The sequence below is a fragment of the Cyclobacterium sp. SOCE241 genome, from assembly GCF_056867545.1.
On record NZ_CP149779.1, the window covers coordinates 2001610 to 2023055 of the forward strand.

The following is a 21446-nucleotide window of genomic DNA, read 5'->3' on the forward strand; positions in this document are numbered from 1 at the left end:
CGGCTTTAATATTCTGGTTTTTCCCCCTCTATAGGGAGAGTGAAAAAGAAAGTACTTCCATTTCCAGGTATTGAATTTGCACTGATGGTTCCGCCATGAATTTCAAGAATTCTCTTGCAAGAGGCAAGTCCTATACCTGTTCCGGGTACGCGGCCATGCGGGTTCAACCTTTTCATAAAACCAAAAATTTCGTCGGTTGATTTCTGTTTAAAACCTATTCCATTGTCATTGACAAAAACAGTGATTTTATCTCCTTTTTCTTCAAAATCAACAGAGATTACCGGATCTGCTTCAGAACGGTATTTTATAGCATTACTAAATAGATTTTGAAAAAGTCGAATCATCTGGATTTTATCAGCCACTATTACTGGCAAAACTGGTATATTGAAGGTAGCATTGTTTTCTTTCGCCTGAACTTCAATCATTTCAAGGGCTAAACTACAGACCTCATTCAATGAAACCTCTTCAAATTCATTCTCGTTTCCATCAATTTTGGAATAATCGAGCAAATCTTTGATCATAAGTTTCATCCTTTGGGTATTTTCTAAAATAAGGGAGTAATACATCTTACCGTCGGTATCAGGGGGCAGATGTCCTTCTTTTTCTAATAATCCCACCAAACTAGAAATCGTATTTAAAGGAGCTTGCAAATCATGCGAAGCAGTATAGGCGAAATGTTCCAGCCCTTCATTTACCTGTCTAAGCCTTTCGACAGTTTGTTCCGCTTGTTTTCTTGCCTTTATCAGCTCTACCTCGTATTGCTTTCTTTGGGTTATGTTCAATACTGAAAATCTAAAAAAAGGCGACGCATTGGAGCTTTTAAAAATTTGCATACCATTTAATAAGGTGGGCAATCGCCTTGAATCTTTCCCCTTAAGTTCAATATTGATTTCAGAAATTTCTTGATGAATATGAAGCAGGGGCATTATATGTGTTTCGAAGTAAATTTTCTCTCCCATACCCAACAAATCCTGAAAAGACTTTTGAAGTACAATTTCATTTCTTTCATATCCCAGCCACTTTAGCAATGTACTATTTATGTTGACAATTTTTCCGTCCGCACCAGTGGTCATATAACCAAAAGGGGCATTTTGGTAAAGGTCTTCAGAATCTTCTGTAAATCCTTGTTCTATCAATTTCTGTTGGCTAAATAAGATTCAATACTTGAAACAACTTGATCAGGAGCAGTCAGGTGAGGACAATGCCCTGAAGAGTTCAATAGTACATATTTACTTTCTTTAATTTGTTGATTTACAAATTCCCCTACCCTAACTGGGGCAATAACATCGGGATGGCTTTGAAGAATTAAAGTGGGAATAGACACATTTTCTAAATCCGCTCTATTGTCTCCCATAAAAGTTACCTTGGCAAAATGCTTGGCTATATTAGGATTCATCGAGCAGAAACTATTCTTTAATTCTTCGGCATATTCAGGCAACTCAGGATTGCCTATAATTATTGGCGTAATAAAACTAGACCAACCTAAATAATTACTATCCAAAGTTTCAATTAATTCATCAATATCCGCTTTGGTAAAACCTCCAAAATAATCATCGCCATTGGTGTAGCAGGGTGAGGGCCCTATCAAAACCAATTTATCAAAAAGATCAGGTCTTTCGGTAGCAGCCAGTATTCCGATAATACAATTTACAGAATGACCAACAAATATCACCCTTGAAAGATTAAGTTCAACAATCATTTCAATCAGATCCTGAGCATACCCTGTAAGTGAACTGTATTTTTCAAAATCATAAGCGCTTTGATCTGAATTACCAGAGCCTACAAGATCAAATAAAATAACCTGGTAATCCATCTCGAAAGCAGGGGTGATAAATCGCCACATATTCTGATCACAGCCATACCCATGGCCAAAGACCATAGGTTGCTTACCGTTACCAATTATTTTTACGTTGTTTTTTACTATTTTATCTATACTCATAGTCGTTATAGCATCAATGATATCTATTCATTAACAGCTGATTAAGGATGAATTTTACTAGGTGATTTTTGTTCAAACAGATTTATTAATTGTTCGGTTAAAAAGATACAAGTGAGGTTTCCCATTGTGTGTTTTTTAAAAAGTGTCTAAAATGAAACATTTACTCAAAACACTTCCAGATTACAATTCTGAAACTTCACAAAAATTTATGGTGATAAATCAAGAAGTTTGTTAGCAAAAATCAAACCATTTTTCGATTCCCATACCAGCTATTGAAACTTATTTCCATTCCTGTTGGAGATGCATTTAGTCCTAAATAATTCACAAATTAATTTTAACAAATGGAAAACACCTCAGTATTAGTAATACCGGTCATAGGTACAGCTCTGATCCCTACACTGCAAATAGAAACAAAAAAACCAGTTTCATAAAGTTTTACCTTTGTGAAACTGGTCAAATAAATTTAATTTTTAGAAAGCAGTGAAAATATTATTTTTCAGGCACCCATAGTACTGCATCAGCTACAACTGTACCATCGGCACCTTCTGTACTTACAGTAACAAAGGGATTAGTACCTACTTCCAAGGTATGAGTACCTACATTTACCCACTCCCCTCTTGTTTGGCCTTCAACTCTAATGTCCGATTCTTTTACAAGAACTTCATTTTCTGCTTTCCCGTCAGAAACAATAATTTTCGTCTGACTTGTTGCATCCTCTGTTCCTGAGAAATAGACATAAATGTCATACTTACCATTTTCTACCACTTTTGGACTAAAACGGACTGTACTAATGGAGTTGCCATTGCCTGCGTTCTTCAAAAGTGTAGGACCATATCCATGTCTATTTTGAATTTCCCAATCTCCAGTAACAACTACAACCTCATCATCGTTGTCTACTAGAATCTCAGCTGTACTTCCATCTGCCAAAGGGTTAGACTTAAGCTCTTCCTGTAATTTTTGGATGGACAAGTCCTGAACTGTTAGCCCTTCATCCAATGCCAGACTTGCCGCAACTGCAGCAGACTGCCCCAATACCATAAACACCGGTTCCATTCGAATAGAACCATAGGCAATATGACTGGCAGAAAGGGCAACTGGTACAAGCAAGTTTTTTGCCTCATTGGCTTTAGGTATAATAGACCTGTAAGCAATTGGATATGGGCCAAAACCACCTATTTCCACATTGCCTTCATTTTTCACCATTTTTTTTCATCCTTCTCCACAACTACACGTTGGATATTATGGGAATCCATGGTATAAGCAGCCATCCCAACTCCATCTTCAACGACCTCTTCTCCCACACAATTGGCTTGAGTCATCACATATTCACCCACCATTCTTCTCACCTCGCGCACATAAAGTTGGGGAGACCAGTGATCCGTGTCAACATATTCGTCTTTTGGATAACCCCAATCCTTAATGAAATCTTGAAGCTCTTTGGGAACTCTTGGGTCTGTTTTGTAAAAATATAGCAGTGATTTGGTATATAAAGTATGGGCGTCAATAATTTCTTGCCTTTTCTCATAACTTCCTTCAGGATATTCGTGATTCATCCCTATCATATCAGTAGAAAAGCCTCCCCTATTATTAATATCTGTTTTATTATTGGGCATTCTACTCCAGATAAAATACTGGTTAATGGTTCTCTTATCCGGCTGAGCCTCAAAAAGCCTCACCAAAAGGTCGAACATCGAAGGATCGTAACCTTCGGGTTCAGTAATTTCTATTCTGTTATCCGGGTCATTGGTCAGGCAAATCCTATAATTATAGGCTTGAATCATATCATCTCCTGTACCATCCTCTGCAAGTTTACCGTCACTTATGCCCCAAAGGAGTCCACTGGAAGGATCTCCCGGTACTTTATAGGGATCCACCCCATCCGGAAATTGATGTCCATTCATTAGCTGCACACCATTATAAGTCTCACCATAGACTTCATTGGCTTCCCTGCCAATGGCATAAGTTACTCCTGCCTTGGCCATTAGATCCCCTTCATAAGTGGCATCTATAAACATCTTGCCTGCTACCTCTCGTAAAGGCTCTGTAAGATTTGCTGCGTTTTCAATTGAAATTTTGGTAATTGTCCCATCCTTATTCTCAACATCTTGAATCCTAAAGCCATATTGAACGGCAATACCGGCACGGTCCAGATAATCTTGAAAAGTGGCTTTGGCTACGCTTGGTTCAAAAATCCATTGCTCAAATTTCCCATAATGGTCTCCAAGTTTTCTATAAAAATCCCTGGAAAGTCCGGTTACTGCAAATTTATTTCCAATATCTGTATAACCTAAACCTCCGGTGGTCAGCCCACCCAAATGATGGCTGGGCTCAATTAACAAAACGGATTTCCCCATTGTTTTAGCAGTGTAAGCTGCAATGATTCCGGAAGAGGTTGCTCCATACACGACCACATCGTAAACTTTTTCCTCCGATTTTTCGGGAGGTGAACAAGAACTCATGATGCTTGAAAAAACCAAGCATAGTAAACCTAAATAGTTAATATATTTTCTCATTATTTTTATCAATTGGTTTTTGTAAATACAATTAATCTCAAATCCATTACTTGGCTACCCGGTATATCGAAAGCCGTCAGGGATAAGGTGGCTTCACCTTTTTCTAGGTAAATTTCCCCTATTTGCATGGCTTTGAAATCTTTCACATAAGACTCCATTCTTTTAACTCGGTCATTCTCCATACCTTGTAAAGGTGGGTCATGCGCCAGTTCCACTTTTCCATCAACATAATTCTCTCCTAATTGAAGCCTAAAAGTGGAGCCTATATCTTCCTGTGGACAAGTATAATATAGTTCGACCTCATATTTCCCAGGCTCTATCACTTCTACGTTCCAAGTAATGCTGTCTTCCAAACTTTGCCAATTCTCAAAAAATGAGTCATTAGGAAAGCGGTTAGATCTCTGGACTCCTCCATGTGCATCTCCATCTCTGGCAGGCATTTGAGTGTACTTAGCTCCGGGTGCACCTATGGTAAATGAACGCGCTTTAAGGTCATTTTCTAATTCATTGGCCATTTCATTTTCCCAAGTATCTTTTGCTGAGCTAAGTTTGGCTGTTAATTCCGGCTTACTATCTTGTATCGGATATTGTTGATATGGATCCTTGTTCATATCAAACAAGTTCCCTTCGTGATCTAGTAGAAAATCCTGGGTCCTTAAACTTGTTCGATTATTCCAATGACGATAAATGATTCTATCCTCCCATGTCGCATTTTCATTGAATATTAATGGTTTTAAACTTTTCCCGTCAAACGACTTATCAGGATTGTAAGAAATCCCCAATAAATCCATCAAGGTTGGAAAAAGATCAATTGCGCCGGCAATTTCCTTTATAAGTTTTCCTTCAGGAATTGTTCCTTTCCATTGCATAAAAAAGGGCTTCTTACTCCTCCTTCATCTGTAGAACCTTTTCTTCCTTTCATTCCTCCATTCCATCTAAAACTATTGGGACCATTGTCACTGAAATAAATTACAAGGGTGTTTTCCTCAAGCTTTAGCTTTTTTAACTGTTCCATCACCCTCCCCACATTCCAATCGATATTTTCACACATTGCCAAAGCTGCCTTTGTAAAATCCGGATCTTCTCCATTGACAAGGCTATCAAGCATTTTGTTAGAAAAAGGATCATACCAACGGTCAGGAACTTGCATGGGTGAGTGAGGAGTATTAAGTGGCAAGTAAACCAAAAATGGTTTTTCTTTATTCTCTTCAATAAACCCTATAGCCTTGGAAGTAAGGTCATCTGCAAGGAACCCCTGCCCTTGCACGGGTTTTCCATTGTGTTCTAATGGAGGGCTAAAATAATTGCCCCAATGCCCGCTACAAAAGCCATAAAATTCATCAAAACCTCTCGCATTGGGATGATAAGGGTGTTGCATACCATTGTGCCATTTTCCAAAGGCACCTGTTACATACCCTTCCGATTGAAGAATTTCAGCAAAGGTTGTTTCATCAAGATCCAGCCTTTCTTGGCCTGCTGAAGTACCGCTTACTCCGCCACGCAAATGGTACCTGCCGGTTAGCATTTCTGCGCGAGTTGGAGAGCATACAGGTGAAACATAAAAACGATCAAAACTGATTCCTACTTCACCCAGCTTGTCTATATTTGGTGTTTGTAAATTAGGGTTACCCGTAAAACTTAAATCTCCCCATCCTTGATCATCCGTAAGAATGATCAGTATGTTTGGCTTGACTATTCCCTTGTCTTCAGAATGGCATGCGTAAAAAGCACTCATACAACATAAAAACACAAAGATCTTCCCGGTAAATTTTACGGATAACCCCATATTTATAACAATTAAAATTTAATTACACTGTAGGTGGTAAACCAAATCCTACTTAAAAACTACTTGTCATAGCTTTAAATTTTTCACTTAGATTGAATTAATTTTCTATGTTAGTTCAAATCTTATTGAATTTTATCGGCAATGGTCAAAACCTGACCATCTTCCAATAATTTTGTTTTCAATTCAGAATAAGGAAGCTCTTGAACACTTATTTCTTTATCTATAGACATTACAGCTGCTGTGGCAGCAGATTGACCCAATATCATAAATACAGGTTCCATTCGAATGGATCCAAATGCTATATGACTTGCGGAGACAGCTACAGGTACTACTAGGTTTTGAATTTCATCTTCTTTAGGCACTAACGATCCATAAGCAATTTCGTAGGGCTGCTTAAGGTGTACACCGATATCACCTTCATTTTGAACATGACCATTTTCATCAACATATCGTTGGATATTGTGCGAATCGATACTGTATGATCCCATACCTACTGATTCAGGAGTGGGTCTTTTCTGCATCAATTCGTTTTCAGTCATTACATACTTTCCAACCATTCTTCGAGCTTCTCTTACATAAATTTGATGAGGCCAGTTGCCATTGTCTGTGAATTCGTCTTTAGCTAAACCCCATCTTTTAAATTCATCTTGAGTTGCTTTTGGAACTCTTGGATCATTGGCTACATAATATAACAATCCTTTTTGGTAATCTTCATGTTCTTTTATGATCTCTCTCCTGCGTTCGTAACTGGCCTCAGGATAATCGTAATTCATCCCGATATTATCAGAACTAAAGGGCCCGTGATTATTGGTATCTGTTTTCTTATTTGGGATCATGTCAAATTTACCAAACCACTCATCCCATCCGGCATCGAAAATCCGTCCAAGCAACTCATATTCGCTTGGATCATAATTGTCCGGCTTTGGGAATGGAACTTGGTTGTCAGGATGTACAGACATACAAGTCCTAAAGCAGTAAGCCTGAACTTTATTATCTCCTTCACCTTTCACACCGGGATCTTCACCACTAATTCTTGGCAGTAAGCCAGATGAAGGATCCCCTGGAACCACGTAAGGATCGATGGGTTGACCCAAAACTTGAAAGTGATGTCGGTGATGATAAACCCCTGTTTGCACTCCATTCCATTCTTCACCATATACATCGCTGGCTTCTCTTCCCACATGGTAACTTACACCTGCAGCGGCCATTAAATCTCCTTCGTAGGTTGCATCAATAAACATTTTTCCTTTAAACTCTTTCCCGCTTAAAGTACGGATGGCTGTAATTCTGTCATTTTCTACCGTTACGCCTGACTCCTGTCCAGCCATTCATCTCGAAGAACTTCTATACCTAATTCCTCAACCCATTCATCGTAGACTTCTTCTGCCACATGCGGCTCAAAAATCCACATGGTTCTGAATTTACCATCGATGGCCGGGGTTCCTTGACCTTTGTTTCCGAAGTCACTTTGTGCCTCCCATTGCCATGCATCATCCTCAGCATACTTATCATATACGCGTTGGTAAAATTCACGCGACAAACCACCAATCACTTCTTTTTTCCGGTATCTGTCCAACCCAATCCCCCGGAAGTTAAGCCTCCTAAATGCTTGTCAGGGGAAACCATAATTACTGATTTCCCCATTTTTTTTGCTTGAATGGCTGCAGTTACCGCACCGGAAGTCCCTCCATAGACGATTACATCCGTAATTTCTTCCTGTTCAGCAGCCGGGCCGCAAGCCATAAACACCCAAACAAGTGAGAGGCTTAAAAAGACAGACTTGATAATACCTGTTTTTCTCATAATTTTAATTAGTTTATTGTTTTATATATAAATTCATTTGCTCCAATTCTCAATCTTCTGAGGCTCAGGCTTCGAAATGGACTGGTTAATGCTAACATAATTAATCAATATTAATAGCTTTATAAGCTTCCTTTTAACAGGATACCAACCAACACCTATCATCTACAAAAAACTGATAATAGCTCCTTCAGCTGCAGTACAGGATGCTATTTCCAATAATGTTTTGAAGTGTATATTGGGTTGATTTGATATTCCTTGCTCTTCAGATTTTTTTTAATTCGCCTTCTATAAACTTCTTTCTAAATGATTCCTATCAAGAATCGATGAGAGGTCATGAAATTATTTTTTATAATTCAGGATTTGATTGTCTCCAAGAAGCGTCTCCCTCAATAAAGAATAATCCACATCCTGCACCGCCACATCCTGGTCTATGGCTAAGGACGCTGCCGTAGCTGCAGATTGACCCAAAACCATAAAGACCGGTTCCATTCTAGCAGATCCAAATGCTACATGACTGGCACTTATACAAACCGGTACGAAAAGATTTTCCTTCTCCCCTTTTTTAGGTACAATTGACCGGTATGGAATGGGATAAGCTGTTAATCCTCTGGCTTCAAAATTACCTTCATTCTGAACATAGCCATTGTGATCTACATAGCGTTGGACCATGTGAGAATCCATCCCATATGAACCCATACCTACGCCATCTTCTACCTGGGGGACCAAACCTTCACAATCTGCTTGAGTTATTACATAGTCACTCACCATTCTCCTGGCTTCTCTCACATACAGTTGTGGGGTCCATCCGTTTCTATCTTTGAACTCATCTTTTGTCATTCCCCATTTAGATACCACCTCTCTAACTTCCTTTGGAATTCTAGGATGATATGCCAAAGACCACATCAAACCCTGCTGGTATTCCAGCTGCCTCTGGGCAAAAGCTTCTCTTTCTGCATAACTTGCTTCCGGATAATCGAAATTCTGACCAATAAAATCTGTTGAAAAACCTTTCTGATTGTTTGTATCTGTTTTTTTATTGGGCATTGGGGTATTGATCCAAGGAACCAAAGGATCACCATAATGGTACATCTCCTCAATTGGCCCATTAGCTGCCTCATAATTTCTAAATAACAACTCAAACTCTAGTTCCTTATAGTTGTCTGGCTTTTTAAATGGTATCCTATTCTCAGGATGATTGGTTAAGGTCATCCGGTAGCAATAGGCTTGAATACCTTTGTCAGCTGTCCCGTCGATTCCCGGCCCTCCTTCAATTATAAAAGGCAATAATCCACTGGAAGGATCACCCTTAACAATGTATGGGTCAACTCCGGGTACAAAATTGTGGTGAATGGCATTTCTGGACACATTCCCTTTTAAAGTAAGGTTATATTTATTGGCCTGAACACCATTTAATGTTTCTCCATATTGACTATTCGCCTCTCTTCCAGTTGTATAACTCACTTCTGAAGCAGCCATTAAATCTCCTTCATAGGTAGCATCCATAAACATTTTACCGGAATAAGTCTCTCCACTTTCCATGGTTATAGAAATAATTCTATTGTTGTGAGACCTTACACCACTTGGCCTATTCAGTCGTTTTCCTATCACCAGGGTAACTTCTTCTGCTGCCAACATTTCATGGTAAACTTTCATGGCTACGGAAGGTTCAAAAGTCCACATGGCATCTTCACCATCATTAGATCTTGTTTGGTCTGGTCTGGATAAATACTCCAATCGATCTTCATATTTCCATGTTTCGGGATCCTTGTAGTATTCCATTATATTTTGATAGAACTCTCTGGAAATACCTCCGATAACATCTTTGTTACCTATATCAGTTGCTCCTAAGCCACCTGTTGTCAAACCGCCTAAATGGTTTGAGGGCTCGATTAATATTACTGATTTACCCATTCGAGACATTTGAATGGCCGCTGCTACTCCTCCGGACGTACCCCCGTAAATAACCAGATCATAAGTAGGACTTTGGGCTTTCACCGTAAAAGTATTAGTCCCGAATAAAAGAAGTAACAAAACAGTAAATAGGTGTTTCATAATTTAAAATTTTTAATTGGTCATCAGAAAATGGTAATATTTTTATCTAAATTCTGAAATTTAAAGTCACTGGAATTCGAGCCTATCACATGGCTGCTGATAAATGTTCATTTAACTGATTCAATAGTTTATCAGCCAATTCGGAGTTTTCCTCATATAAATTATTGGATTCCCCGGGTCTTCTTCCAAATTATAAAGCTCTCCGGGAGCTACAAAAGGATATTTCCCCAGCCCTATTACCTTCCATTTTCCCTGTCTGAAGGCGTAGGACTCCCACTTCCTCTAACCACCACAGACTCCCTCTTTTCCATACCTTCACTCTCCCCATAAAAAGCAGGCAATAAATTATAACCATCCCTCGAAGCTCCTTCAGGTATCTTTTCACCCACTAAAGCGGCCAAAGAGGGTAAAACATCATTTAACGCGATAAGTTGGTCGCTAACAAGACCTTCAGGAAAATTACCTTTCCAGCTGGCAATTAAGGGAGTTCGAACACCTCCCTCATTAACCGACCATTTGGTTCCTTTATAAGGGTAATTCGGTTGATGAGCATCAGGATTTATCTCTTTATTCACATTGGAAGGACTATTTGAATGGGATTCCCCCTCTTGTCCGGCATGGGTAGTAATAAACTGTGAACCATTGTCACTTGCAAAAATGATGAGGGTATTCTCTTTCATGCCTAGCCTCTCTAGCTCTTGCAATAATTCCCCTATATAATAATCAAGTTCGAATACATAATCCCCATAGGGCCCTGCCTCTGTTTTACCCATAAACTCATCAGAAACAGCCAAAGGAATATGGGGTACATAGGGGGAGTAATAAAGAAAGAATGGTTTGTTTGCAGGTTCGCTTTTAAATTTCTGAAGGAAATTAATACTTTCCTTAGTAATAAGAGGTAGAAATCCTTCTAAAGGAATTTTCATAAGCTCTTTTTCCGGTGAGGCTGCCTCAGTAGTATACAAATCATGCTGAAGAGCACCCACAATTTGCTTGTCCTCAAAAAGCCAACATTCACTGGCACAACTGAAACCTAACCAGTGTTGGAAACCTCGATCCATGGGTCCATCAGTTAATGGTTGGTTGAAATCTATATTTGCACCATTCTGCTCATGGTGAAATTCCCCATAACCTACTGGAACTTCACCATCAATGGTAGGAAAAGTAGTACCCAAATGCCATTTCCCAAAGCCTACCGTCTGGTACCCTGCGTTTGCAAGCATTTGAGGCAATGTTAAAGTCTCCTCACTGATCATTGAGGGTTCATAATTTCTCATCACCCCACTTTTTTTCCAACTTCTCCAAGGATACTCACCAGTCATTAGAGCATACCTACTAGGGGAGCAGACAGAAACAGGGCAATAGGCTTCCGTGAACCGGACTCCTTCTTTTGCCAATTGATTCAAGTTGGGTGTAAGGGTTTTGGATTTTGAGTTGTATACTTCCAAATCACCATATCCCAAGTCGTCTGCAAAAATAAACAAGATATTGGGTAAATCTTTGCCAACTATTTCTTTATCCTGGGATTTGCATGCAGCCAATAGAAAAGTAATCACCAAAACCAAGCATCCTAATAACCTTGGTTTTTTAAAAAATAATATTTGTTTCATTAATGTTTTCTTCATTCGTTTAGCGTCTTCTCTTTCGTTTTTAATAATTGAGGATTTTGCCCTGCCACTGTTATGGACTATTTATTTTCACTCACAAATAAAATTTGTGAGAAAATTATTTTCTAGGTCACTATTTTGTCTCTATTCGGACCATCCAATGGTTCAATAAAATAACAAGTTTTTTGCAATTATAAATTAGCTTTAAATACTCTAATACTTTATAAATTCTTAACATAAATTTTGATTAGCTATGCTAATATTATGAATCAGGAGGTTTACCATCTTTCCCAAGAACTCAAAAATGTCAATATTTTCGTAGGCATGCTGAAAAGAGAAACCACTAGTCAAATTTCTGTTCAAAAGAGAATTTCCTGCTCCAGGCACCTTGACCTGAAACAGGAAACTCAATTGTATTTTAAGTCATTTTTTTAATAGAAATAAGCTTTTAACATCAATAACCAGGATTCTGAGTCAAAGCGGTATTTGTCTCTAATTCTATTCTAGGAATTGGCCACAAATAATCTCTTTCCGGATTGAATGCTCTTGTTTCTACTACCACCATTTCACTTGCATTGCTGATATTATCATAGGATGGAGTGCCCATTTCATCTATCATAGGTGCAGAATTCAACCATCCACCTTCACCATACCTGTTTACTCTTCCTCTTACAGGACCCGGAATCACATCTTCTGCTATCCTCCATCTTCGGATGTCAAAATACCTGAAACCTTCCATTCCCAATTCATGCCTTCTTTCCTTTCTAACAATATTTCTTAATTCTCCCTGGGTTTTCTCGGCCTCTAGCAATGGCATTTGTACCGATTCCCTAGAGCGAATGGCATTGATTGCTTCATATACAGATTCATCCAACTGATTTAATTCCACCTTTGCTTCCACATAGTTCAGCAAGACCTCACCTAGTCTGAAAATGGTTAGGTTTTGATCTGAGGATCCCACATCCGTAGGGTAATTGGCCACATCGACATGCTTCCTATAAAGATAGCCTGTAAAGGATGCATAAGCATGTTGAGCTTCTATGTTAGGAACCCTTATCATTTCATCTCCTCTAAATTCCCAAGTCATAGTACTGTCTCTATGCGTCTCATAGATCCAATTTACCAAACGGGATCCAGGTAAGACCAAGGTATGACCTAACCTAGGGTCTCTGTTCTCAAATGGACTATTGGGCTTGTAAAGAGGTGACTCATCAATCGGTAAACCATCAATACAGTGGTAAGTATCTACCATATCTTGAGGTGGTTTTTATTTGAATGCCCTAAAGCCATTCTGGACCAAAAATTCCTTGGCATATTGTGAGTAGCTACTCCACGAAGATATTGAATCCTCATGATCACCTCTGGGGAATTATCTCCAGCAAAGGTGAACATCCCCTGATAATCAGGATCAATTTGATAAGCTCCAGGTCTATAAGCTCCTTGGCTGCAGAGGCCGACACTTCCCACCTTTCGTTCCATAATGCCACTCTAGATATCAATGCCAAAACGACCCCTTTGGTCACTCTTCCTTTATCGGAGGCATTCATGGGTAAATAATTTTTTACCTCATCTAATTCTGAAAGCACAAAATCAATCACAGCTTCTTTTGAAGCCCTAGGGGTTTGTGAATCCTCCAATGTAAGCGTGCTTGTTATCAAGGGTACATCTCCATATAGCTCCGCCAAATAGGAATAAAAGAATGCCCTTAAAAATCTCGCTTCACCAACCAACCTATCATAGTCATCGGGATCCATTTTCTGCCTAAGCTCAATACTTTTAGAAGTAATATAATTCACTCTATTTATCCCTCTGTAGAAATGAGACCAAAAACCATTGGTAAAGCCATTATCAGCATTTTGTTCTCCTCTTCCTAAGGCTTGAAGGGTACTCCCATTTCGATCCCATCCATCGTCTGAGGCAAAGTCGAAAGATAAAAACCAAGCGATTCCTGCAGGAAAATACCACAGTCTATTGTACACCCCAGTGACGGCCATTTCCAACTCAGTTTCATTGGCAAAGTAGGTTTCGCTTGAAGGAGAGTCCAAAGGTAACCGCTCCAAATATTCATCATCACATGCTGTGGTCAAAATCAAAGCAGGTATTAATATTGTGTATATTATTAATTTTTTCATCAGTTTCAAGTGTTTAGAAATTAACATTCAAACCCATCGTATAGGTAGCCATCTGGGGATACCAACCTCCATTACTAACCGGAGCTTCCGGATCATAACCTTCATAAAAATCATGTACCGTAAACACATTCCTACCACTCAAATACATCCTTAGTCCTCTAATATTAAGCTTGGACAAGACTGTTTCTGAAAAAGTATAACCTACTTGGATATTCTGCCCCCTTAAATAAGCAGCGTTTCTCATCCAAAAACTTGAATTCTGCTCATTATTGGTTTGATTCCAGGCTAGCCTAGGATAAGCAGCATCAGTATTGGTGGGAGTCCAACGGTCCTTATGCTGTTCTTGTACTGTACCTCCTAGGTAGAATGGCATGATCCCTTGACCATACATGTAGCCATCAGCTTTTCCAACCCCTTGTAGAAATACCGATAGGTCAAACCCTTTATAGTCTGCACTAACTCGAAGTCCAAAAGTATGTCTTGGTATGGGGCTGCCTATCACAGCAAGGTCACGGTCATTGATCATACCGTCTTCATCAATGTCTTTGTATTTGATATCACCGGGAGCTATATTTCCAAATTGGTCCGCATGATTGTCTACTTCTTCTTGTGTTTGAAATAAGTCCTGATCAACATATCCAAAGAATGAACCAATAGGATAGCCCTCCCTATTCACTGTCAAACCTGTATTCTCTATTCCTCTCATGTCTATGATTTCATTTCGGACATCGGAATAGTTTACCATGATGCTATAATTCAATTCCCCTACTTTGTTTCTGTAGTTTACCATTAAATCATAGCCCTTATTTAAGACCTCGCCTGCATTTTGGAAAGGTGCACTTAGCCCAAGGGTCTGTGGGATATTTAAAGCCAAAAGAATATCCTTGGTTCTTCTGATATAATAATCTGCAGAAACATCTAGTTTACCCCAGAGATTAAAATCCAAGCCTATATCAGTGGTCTCTGTTGTTTCCCACTTTATGGAGGAATTGGCCATACTATTCAAGGCGGCCCCAGGAGAGTTTTCCCCATTAAAGGTATAATCCTGACTACCACCACCTAAGGACATAAAGGCAGCGAAAGGGTAAAGTCCAATATTTTGATTTCCTAATTGACCCCATGAAGCACGTAATTTTAATTGGTCAATTATGCCAGAATAAGGCTGCATAAAGCTTTCTTCAGACACTCTCCATCCAGCAGAAAATGAAGGAAAAACACCCGACCTGTTCCCTTCAGCAAACCTAGAGGAGGCATCCCTCCGTACATTCCCTTCCAAAAGGTATCTTTCATCAAAATTATAGGTAACCCTACCGAAAACAGATTGTAAAGCCCAGTGAGAAGCGGCACCTCCTGTTCGCTCGTTTGCCCTGTTTCCTGCATTGATCTGTTCATATTGAGGCAAGGGAAACACTTCTCTATAAGCTGAAATCCATGCATTGGTTTGATCTTCCTGTTGATAGCCAGCCGTCACACCAATGGTGTGAACCTGATTAAAAGTTTTGTCATAAGTGACTATTGCTCGGAGGTTATTGTACCACTCTCGAGTATAGCTTTCTGACAATGAATTTCTTTGTGGCACAAAGTGCGTAGGAGTAACTCCGTCTCTGGCATAAGTTTGCGTGATATTGGAGAAAACTTTGCTATGTGGGTTCCAGAACTTTGGGGCGTACATTACTTCAGCATTTAGCCCTTCGGAAATTTTGTAATTCAGTCGAAAGTTCAAGATGGCATCAAGGCTCTCATTCGTGTTTAGCCCTCCATCTTTAGCCCTTGCTAATGGGTGGTCTCCATTCCAGCCTTCACCATAGCGCCCGTTTGAGAGTATTCCCACTTCATTGGATGGAATTCTTCTCATCCAGTGAAAAACATAACTCGTGCCACTGGAAGGCTGTTTTTGGAAAGCCCTTCGCAAAAAGATATCCGTAGAAAGTGTCAATCTTTCTGAAACGTTTATGTCTGAATTGAGCCTTAAATTAAAACGATTAAAGCTAGTATTTGGAATAATTCCTTCCTGATCCAGATAACTTACAGAAGCAAATAACTTTGACTTCTCACTCCCTGCATTGATGCTTAAATTGTGATTTTGCATGAATGCAACATTGCTCATAGTAATCTCTTGCCAATCGGTATCCGGATATTGGTCTGATGGCATCCCGGCTTTATAAGCTTCAATAAACTCATCTGTATATTGAGGATCATTACCTACATTGGTAAAAGCTTCATTCGCCATTTCCATGTGATCAATTGCTCCAACAATTTCCGGAAGTTGAGTAGGTACCTGAAAACCGGCATACATATTATAATTTACCCTTACCCCTTCAATGCCTCTTTTTGTAGTAATCAACACCACACCATTGGCTGCTCTCGCCCCATAAATGGCTGCAGAAGAAGCGTCCTTTAATATTGAAATACTTTCAATCTCATTCGGGTCAACATTATTAAGGTTTGTTTCTATTCCATCCACCATCACTAGGGGATTAGAATCTCCAAGGGTCCCTACCCCACGAATCCGAATAGAACCTCCATCACTCCCGGGTTGCCCACTTCGCTGAGTTACTGTGACTCCCGGAGCGATGCCTTGCAAGGCCATAGACGTTTGCCCCACAGGTTGATTCACTATCTCTTTGGAGGTTATTGAGCTCACAGCCCCGGTCAAGTTTACTTTCTTTTGTGTGCCATAGCCTACCACAACTACCTCATCCAAAGAAGACAAGTCTTCAGTCATGGTTACTTCAATTTCACTTCGGTTACCCACTGAAACAACTTGTTGTTGGTAACCAATAAATGAAAAGATCAACACTGCATTTTCCGGGACTTCAAATGAAAAATTACCATCAATATCGGTGGCTGTACCTATATTGGTTCCCTGAACCAAGACAGTAGCACCTGGAATCCCCTGTCCATTGCTATCCACAACTCTCCCTTTGATAGGACGTTCCTCAATCAAGATTTCAATATTGCCTCGATCATCCTTATAGTTTCCTTTGGCCACATAAATAGAATTGTCTACTTGCTTGAACCTTAAATCTGCAGCCAAGGCTATATCCACCAACAAATCATTTATTGATTGTCGTTTATTTTTTAAGTTTAAATTTGGGTTATTGTCTAAAATTTCTTCAGGAAGCACGAATTGATAATCAGTTGAATTTTCAACTTTTTGGAAAATCTCCCCCAACTCCCATTGAACTTTTTTAAGTTTAATATAGGACTTATCAATGGGCCTGATCTGAGCACTTATCTCATGAGCTGCCAAGGTTGTCATAAACAAACACTGTAACAACAAGCCATATAATAGGTTTTTGGATACCATTTTTATTAGGTACAGTAGTTTTCTTTTCATAATTTTATATGATTTTAAAGGTTAAATTTTAAGATCTGCAGGGTAAATCATTTCATTTGGCGATGGGGATTTGCCCTGCATAGGTTTATATCATAGGCTGCTTTTTTTTATTAATACTCGATTATTATCTATTTCAAATTGAAATCCCATTGAAAAACCTAATCCGGTAAGTACATCGCTAAGGTTTTTATTACGGAAAGTCCCAATTACTCTTTTATTAACATTTAGGCCCGCTTCAATTTCTATATCCACACCATACCATTTGGCAAGATCTTCTAAGATCTGTTTTAATTGAACCCTCTCAAAATGCAACATCCCCTCCTTCCATCCTATCACTTTTTCGATTTCAAAAGGTTTAATTTTGACCGTAGATAAGCTATCCTTTTCATCAAAAACCATCATTTGTCCGGGATTTAACTTTAGTTTATCACGACCAGTATCAATGGCTACTTTCCCTTCAGTAAGCGCCACTGCGTAAAACCCATCTCTAGCAATTGTATTGAAAGCAGTACCAAGTGCGGTGGTAGTCATTCGCTCTGTTTTTACTTGGAAAGGCCTTAAACTATCTTTGGCGATCTCAAAATATCCTTCCCCTTTTAACTCCACAAGTCTATTTTTATCCCCAAAGCCAGCAGAAAAAATTACACTGGAATTGCCATTCAAAACTATGCTTGTGCCATCTGGAAGATTTAAGGTTAGCTTTTCTCCAATGCCGGTTTTCCGCTCAATTACCTTTTCAGTAAGGGTAAGGCTCGGCTCTTCAAACTCTAAGCCTATTTTTAAAAAAATAATGCTGCCGATTAAAAGAACTATACTTGCGGCAACCCTGAAAGTTTTGTCCCATGGAATTTCTTTTATTCGAGTAGAGCTTTTTGTAATTGAATTACGAGCATGGATTTTTTGAAGAAGCTTGTTATAATCAGTCTGGTCTTCATCTCTTAAGGAACTGTTATCCCAAGTCTTTTTTATAGTCCTCAAGAAACTTCCTGGCCTCGGGTTTTTCTAACCAAGCCAATACTTGTCTAGTTTCCTCAGGACTAGCCGTTTGATTTAAAAATTTAGTGATGATCTCTCTTTCCAATGGGTTTATTGTTCTTTTGTATATAAACCATCAAAGCTTATATTTACTTAAAGAAAAATTAAAAAAAACACAAAAAGTTAAAATATTAAGTCTACACCAAACGCATGCAATTAATATTTTGCAATATTACGAATCAAAATGTGCTATCAATACAATATATTGAGCATGAAAACCAAACTCAATGTAGGATTGTGAAGCATATTACTTTTTAATGATTTAGAAGCCAAATAAATATGATGTTCAATGGTTCTTTTTGACAATTTCATTTGCAGAGCAATTTGCTCACTCGTCATACCATTGAATTTATTCAATTTAAAAACTTCCTTCTGTACACTTGGAAGCCTTTCTATTTGCTCCATCATCATCCCTTCCAATTCCTTATAAGATAGGCTGTCTTCTAGACTTTCAGAAACCATCCCAAAATCACCGGACAAGCTATCAAGACTGCAATCTTTCTTCCTATCCCTTATATAATTAAAGATGTAAAATTTAACAGCTTGAAAGAGATAGCTTTTAAAGGATTTTGATTCGTCCAATTTTTTCCTTCGCTCCCATACTCTGACAAAAATTTCTTGAACTGCCTCTTCTGCCAACTGCTGGTCCGCAAAAAAGGTGAGTGAAAATGCCATCAATTTTTTGGCATATCGATGGTACAACTCATCAAAAGCAGCTATATCTCCTTGTTTTAAGCAGATCAGCAAGTTGTTGTCCGTATGATTACTTAGTATGCCCATGGGTTTATTGCTTACAACCTTTAATCTCCGCTCAAAGCAATCATAAGCGGAAACAAAACTTTATTTTATGTAGACAATATAAGGTATTATAATTTAAATATAAAAATGTCTTTACCGCATATTACACCTAGTCCAATAGTTATTTACCGGTATTTTTTGTGATCCACCGGATAGCATAGTATTCACATTTTCCTTTCCCGGCATTCCTAATACCATGTGCATCCATAGCGTGTAAATAGATTAGGGAACCAGGTCCTAGCAGATAAGGAACTCCGTTAATCATTTCCTCTACTTGCCCTTGTAGGACTAGAATTATCTCCTCATCCGCATGGACGTGAGGATCGTGACTCTTCTCACCTTCTTTTAAGGTGGTAATATGCATTTCCAATTCCTGCAACGTGGGTGTCGCTCCTCTACTCACATCTCTACGTCCTCCCTTTGCACTTTTTTTAAATTCCAATTGTCGGTAATTAAACTTGGTTAAGCTATTGAACTCAGGCTTAAAATCTTTCCCTACCTGCTCAGATTCCCATTCTACTACAAAAAATGAAACCGGGGAATCTCCTGAATGATGAATATTTGCAGGTTGGTCTTTAGTTAACCAAGCTACACTCCTACTTTCTAAATTTTCACTTTTCATTCCCTGATTTACCTGAAGTTCTCCAGAAAAAATTAAGACCAATTTTTCTTCCCCTTTTTTAAGTTTCAGACTTTTTCCGTCTGAAAGGCTAAAATGTTTCACCCGAAAATTATCTAAGGTTTCTGTAGGTCCGTCAAGAATAGGGCGGATTTCAGTACCTTTTTCAACATTTACTGCCATCATATTGTACTCGTAAACTGCAGAAGGAAGTGGCATTAATTGCGCTTGTACTGGGGTATTCCAAAGCATTATCAAAAAACAGGCTATATATTTCATTGATTGGGTTATTGATCATTGTAATTATCAACCAATAAAACAACATTTTATTGGTACTCCAAATCTTATTTCATATTGATTCAAACCTTTCCTTTATGACTCAGTAGAAAAAACCTTTCAAAATGAGAAAAACAACCTTCAAATATCAATCTATAGTAATAAATTCAAATCCAAAGAAATGCTTTAATGCCATCAATTAATATTTGAAATATTTTCCCCCTCATTATGCTGATAATACCAGAATTCTAAGTTCAAGATTTTCTTTTTGATTTTTCCCAGGTGCTTTTTTGACTCCCCTTTAAAAAACGAAACAGCCCGGCAACAACTGCATAGTTCATCATACAAAAATAAAAAGGTATAAACAGTACTTTAATTCTAAGTTTTCTGTTTTCCAATACATATCCAACGAATGCAGCAGCATAAAAAAATACCTGCCCGATCATTAATAATTGATAAATAAATCCTTCATTGAGAAGAAAAAAGTTAAGTAAAAAAATGAGAATCAATAAAAAAGGAGTAATCGTCCACCTAAGAACCCTATGTGATAAATATTGAAAAAAGAGCAATGGATGATTAAACGGTGTGATCTTGAAAAACAGTCTTTTCATAGATTGCCAGCCACCTGCACTGATCCTTACTTTCCGTTTTAATTCCTCACTTGTGGAATCAGAACCTGTTTCCATCGCATATGCATCCGGCTCATATACGATTCTGTACCCATCGGAAGCAATAAGTAAGGACTGCATAAAATCGTCTAAAATAGTATCTTCAGGCAAATCTCTATATAAGGAGGTTCTAAATGCCACCAATTCACCGGCTGCTCCCACTGCTGAATAAAATTTGGAATCCATTTTTTAAGAAAGGATTCATACTTCCAATACATCCCTTCACCTGCAGAACTTGCTGAATCTTCTTCCTCTACTAAAACCCTCTTTTCGCCGGAAACGCAACCCACATTATCATTGCTAAAATGTTTGACGATATTTTTGATGGCTTTTTTATTAAGCATGGTGTTGGCATCAGTAAATACCACAAATGGACTATCCACAAATTTCATTGCTCTATTCTCTGCGGCGGTTTTTCCTGCTCTCCTATCTTCATGAAGCAATTTTACGCTGGGGAATTCACCTAATACTTCTCTAAAATGATCATTTGATCCATCTGTAATGAAAACAATTTCAATTTTTTCATTTGGATATTCTAAGCTAAGTGAATTAACAATTTTTTCCTTAATAATATCTGCCTCATTGTAACAAGGAACTACCAATGTAACGTTCGGAATAAAATCTCCTACTGATTTGTCATCATTCTTCCTGATTAAACCTTTTAGTTTTACAAGCAATGAAATAACTATTCCATAGCCTAAAAAAGTGTATCCAACCACTGCAATTGCTATCCAAAAAACTACCTGAAGCATAAGAATATATTTAATTTATGAATTTGATTTTAAAATTAAAATTTCGATTTTGTAAAAATTTAAAGTTTGATGAAGGTAAAAGTTTAATTATATCGGATACTTTATTTTTTAAAAATTAGAGTTCCA

At 38.4% G+C, this 21446-nt stretch carries 17 protein-coding genes and 1 pseudogene; all 18 read right to left on the minus strand.

Annotated elements, in window-relative coordinates:
• Positions 1-5: 5 nt before the first annotated feature.
• Entirely contained in the window at positions 6-1136 is a 1131-nt protein-coding gene (locus WG932_RS09825; RefSeq protein ID WP_014022997.1) for a sensor histidine kinase, read from the minus strand.
• The gene (locus WG932_RS09830; protein WP_149393648.1) at positions 1133-1939 is read right to left on the minus strand and encodes an alpha/beta fold hydrolase; all 807 of its coding nucleotides are present in this window, start codon (positions 1937-1939) and stop codon (positions 1133-1135) included. Before WG932_RS09830 ends, WG932_RS09825 begins: the two co-directional genes overlap by 4 nt.
• Before the next feature lie 489 nt (positions 1940-2428).
• Complete coding sequence (locus WG932_RS09835) at positions 2429-3142, minus strand: FAD-dependent oxidoreductase (RefSeq protein WP_483087797.1); 714 nt, start codon at positions 3140-3142, stop codon at positions 2429-2431.
• Positions 3136-4452 (minus strand): FAD-dependent oxidoreductase, encoded by a 1317-nt coding sequence (locus WG932_RS09840; protein WP_483087798.1) that lies wholly within the window; start codon positions 4450-4452, stop codon positions 3136-3138. Before WG932_RS09840 ends, WG932_RS09835 begins: the two co-directional genes overlap by 7 nt.
• A gap of 8 nt (positions 4453-4460) precedes the next feature.
• Positions 4461-5321 carry a hypothetical protein gene (locus WG932_RS09845; RefSeq protein ID WP_483087799.1) on the minus strand — a complete coding sequence of 287 codons (861 nt, stop codon included), beginning with the start codon at positions 5319-5321 and terminating at the stop codon, positions 4461-4463.
• Positions 5282-6238, minus strand: a complete 957-nt coding sequence (locus WG932_RS09850; protein WP_483087800.1) for a sulfatase-like hydrolase/transferase — start codon at positions 6236-6238, stop codon at positions 5282-5284. Before WG932_RS09850 ends, WG932_RS09845 begins: the two co-directional genes overlap by 40 nt.
• Positions 6239-6360: 122 nt before the next feature.
• Positions 6361-8041 (minus strand): annotated as a pseudogene (locus WG932_RS09855) (FAD-dependent oxidoreductase).
• Positions 8042-8380: 339 nt separating this feature from the next.
• Positions 8381-10093 (minus strand): FAD-dependent oxidoreductase, encoded by a 1713-nt coding sequence (locus WG932_RS09860; protein WP_483087801.1) that lies wholly within the window; start codon positions 10091-10093, stop codon positions 8381-8383.
• 236 nt (positions 10094-10329) lie between these two features.
• A complete protein-coding gene (locus tag WG932_RS09865) occupies positions 10330-11718 on the minus strand; it encodes a sulfatase family protein (RefSeq protein ID WP_483087802.1) in 1389 nt (462 codons plus the stop codon).
• A 436-nt stretch (positions 11719-12154) separates the two neighbouring features.
• Complete coding sequence (locus WG932_RS09870) at positions 12155-12952, minus strand: RagB/SusD family nutrient uptake outer membrane protein (protein WP_483087803.1); 798 nt, start codon at positions 12950-12952, stop codon at positions 12155-12157.
• Positions 12953-13055: 103 nt separating this feature from the next.
• Positions 13056-13832 carry a RagB/SusD family nutrient uptake outer membrane protein gene (locus WG932_RS09875; protein ID WP_483087804.1) on the minus strand — a complete coding sequence of 259 codons (777 nt, stop codon included), beginning with the start codon at positions 13830-13832 and terminating at the stop codon, positions 13056-13058.
• Positions 13833-13845: 13 nt separating this feature from the next.
• Positions 13846-17172 carry a SusC/RagA family TonB-linked outer membrane protein gene (locus WG932_RS09880; protein ID WP_483087805.1) on the minus strand — a complete coding sequence of 1109 codons (3327 nt, stop codon included), beginning with the start codon at positions 17170-17172 and terminating at the stop codon, positions 13846-13848.
• Between the two features lie 90 nt (positions 17173-17262).
• Positions 17263-18150 (minus strand): FecR family protein, encoded by an 888-nt coding sequence (locus tag WG932_RS09885; RefSeq protein WP_483087806.1) that lies wholly within the window; start codon positions 18148-18150, stop codon positions 17263-17265.
• Positions 18122-18253 (minus strand): hypothetical protein, encoded by a 132-nt coding sequence (locus WG932_RS09890; protein ID WP_483087807.1) that lies wholly within the window; start codon positions 18251-18253, stop codon positions 18122-18124. Before WG932_RS09890 ends, WG932_RS09885 begins: the two co-directional genes overlap by 29 nt.
• A 146-nt stretch (positions 18254-18399) precedes the next feature.
• Entirely contained in the window at positions 18400-18987 is a 588-nt protein-coding gene (locus WG932_RS09895) for an RNA polymerase sigma-70 factor (protein WP_014023008.1), read from the minus strand.
• 139 nt (positions 18988-19126) lie between these two features.
• Positions 19127-19903 (minus strand): cupin domain-containing protein, encoded by a 777-nt coding sequence (locus tag WG932_RS09900; protein WP_149393639.1) that lies wholly within the window; start codon positions 19901-19903, stop codon positions 19127-19129.
• A gap of 251 nt (positions 19904-20154) precedes the next feature.
• Positions 20155-20754 carry a glycosyltransferase family 2 protein gene (locus WG932_RS09905; RefSeq protein WP_483088770.1) on the minus strand — a complete coding sequence of 200 codons (600 nt, stop codon included), beginning with the start codon at positions 20752-20754 and terminating at the stop codon, positions 20155-20157.
• Positions 20658-21320, minus strand: a complete 663-nt coding sequence (locus tag WG932_RS09910) for a glycosyltransferase (RefSeq protein WP_483087808.1) — start codon at positions 21318-21320, stop codon at positions 20658-20660. The genes WG932_RS09905 and WG932_RS09910 overlap by 97 nt, the downstream gene beginning before the upstream one ends.
• Positions 21321-21446 lie beyond the last annotated feature (126 nt).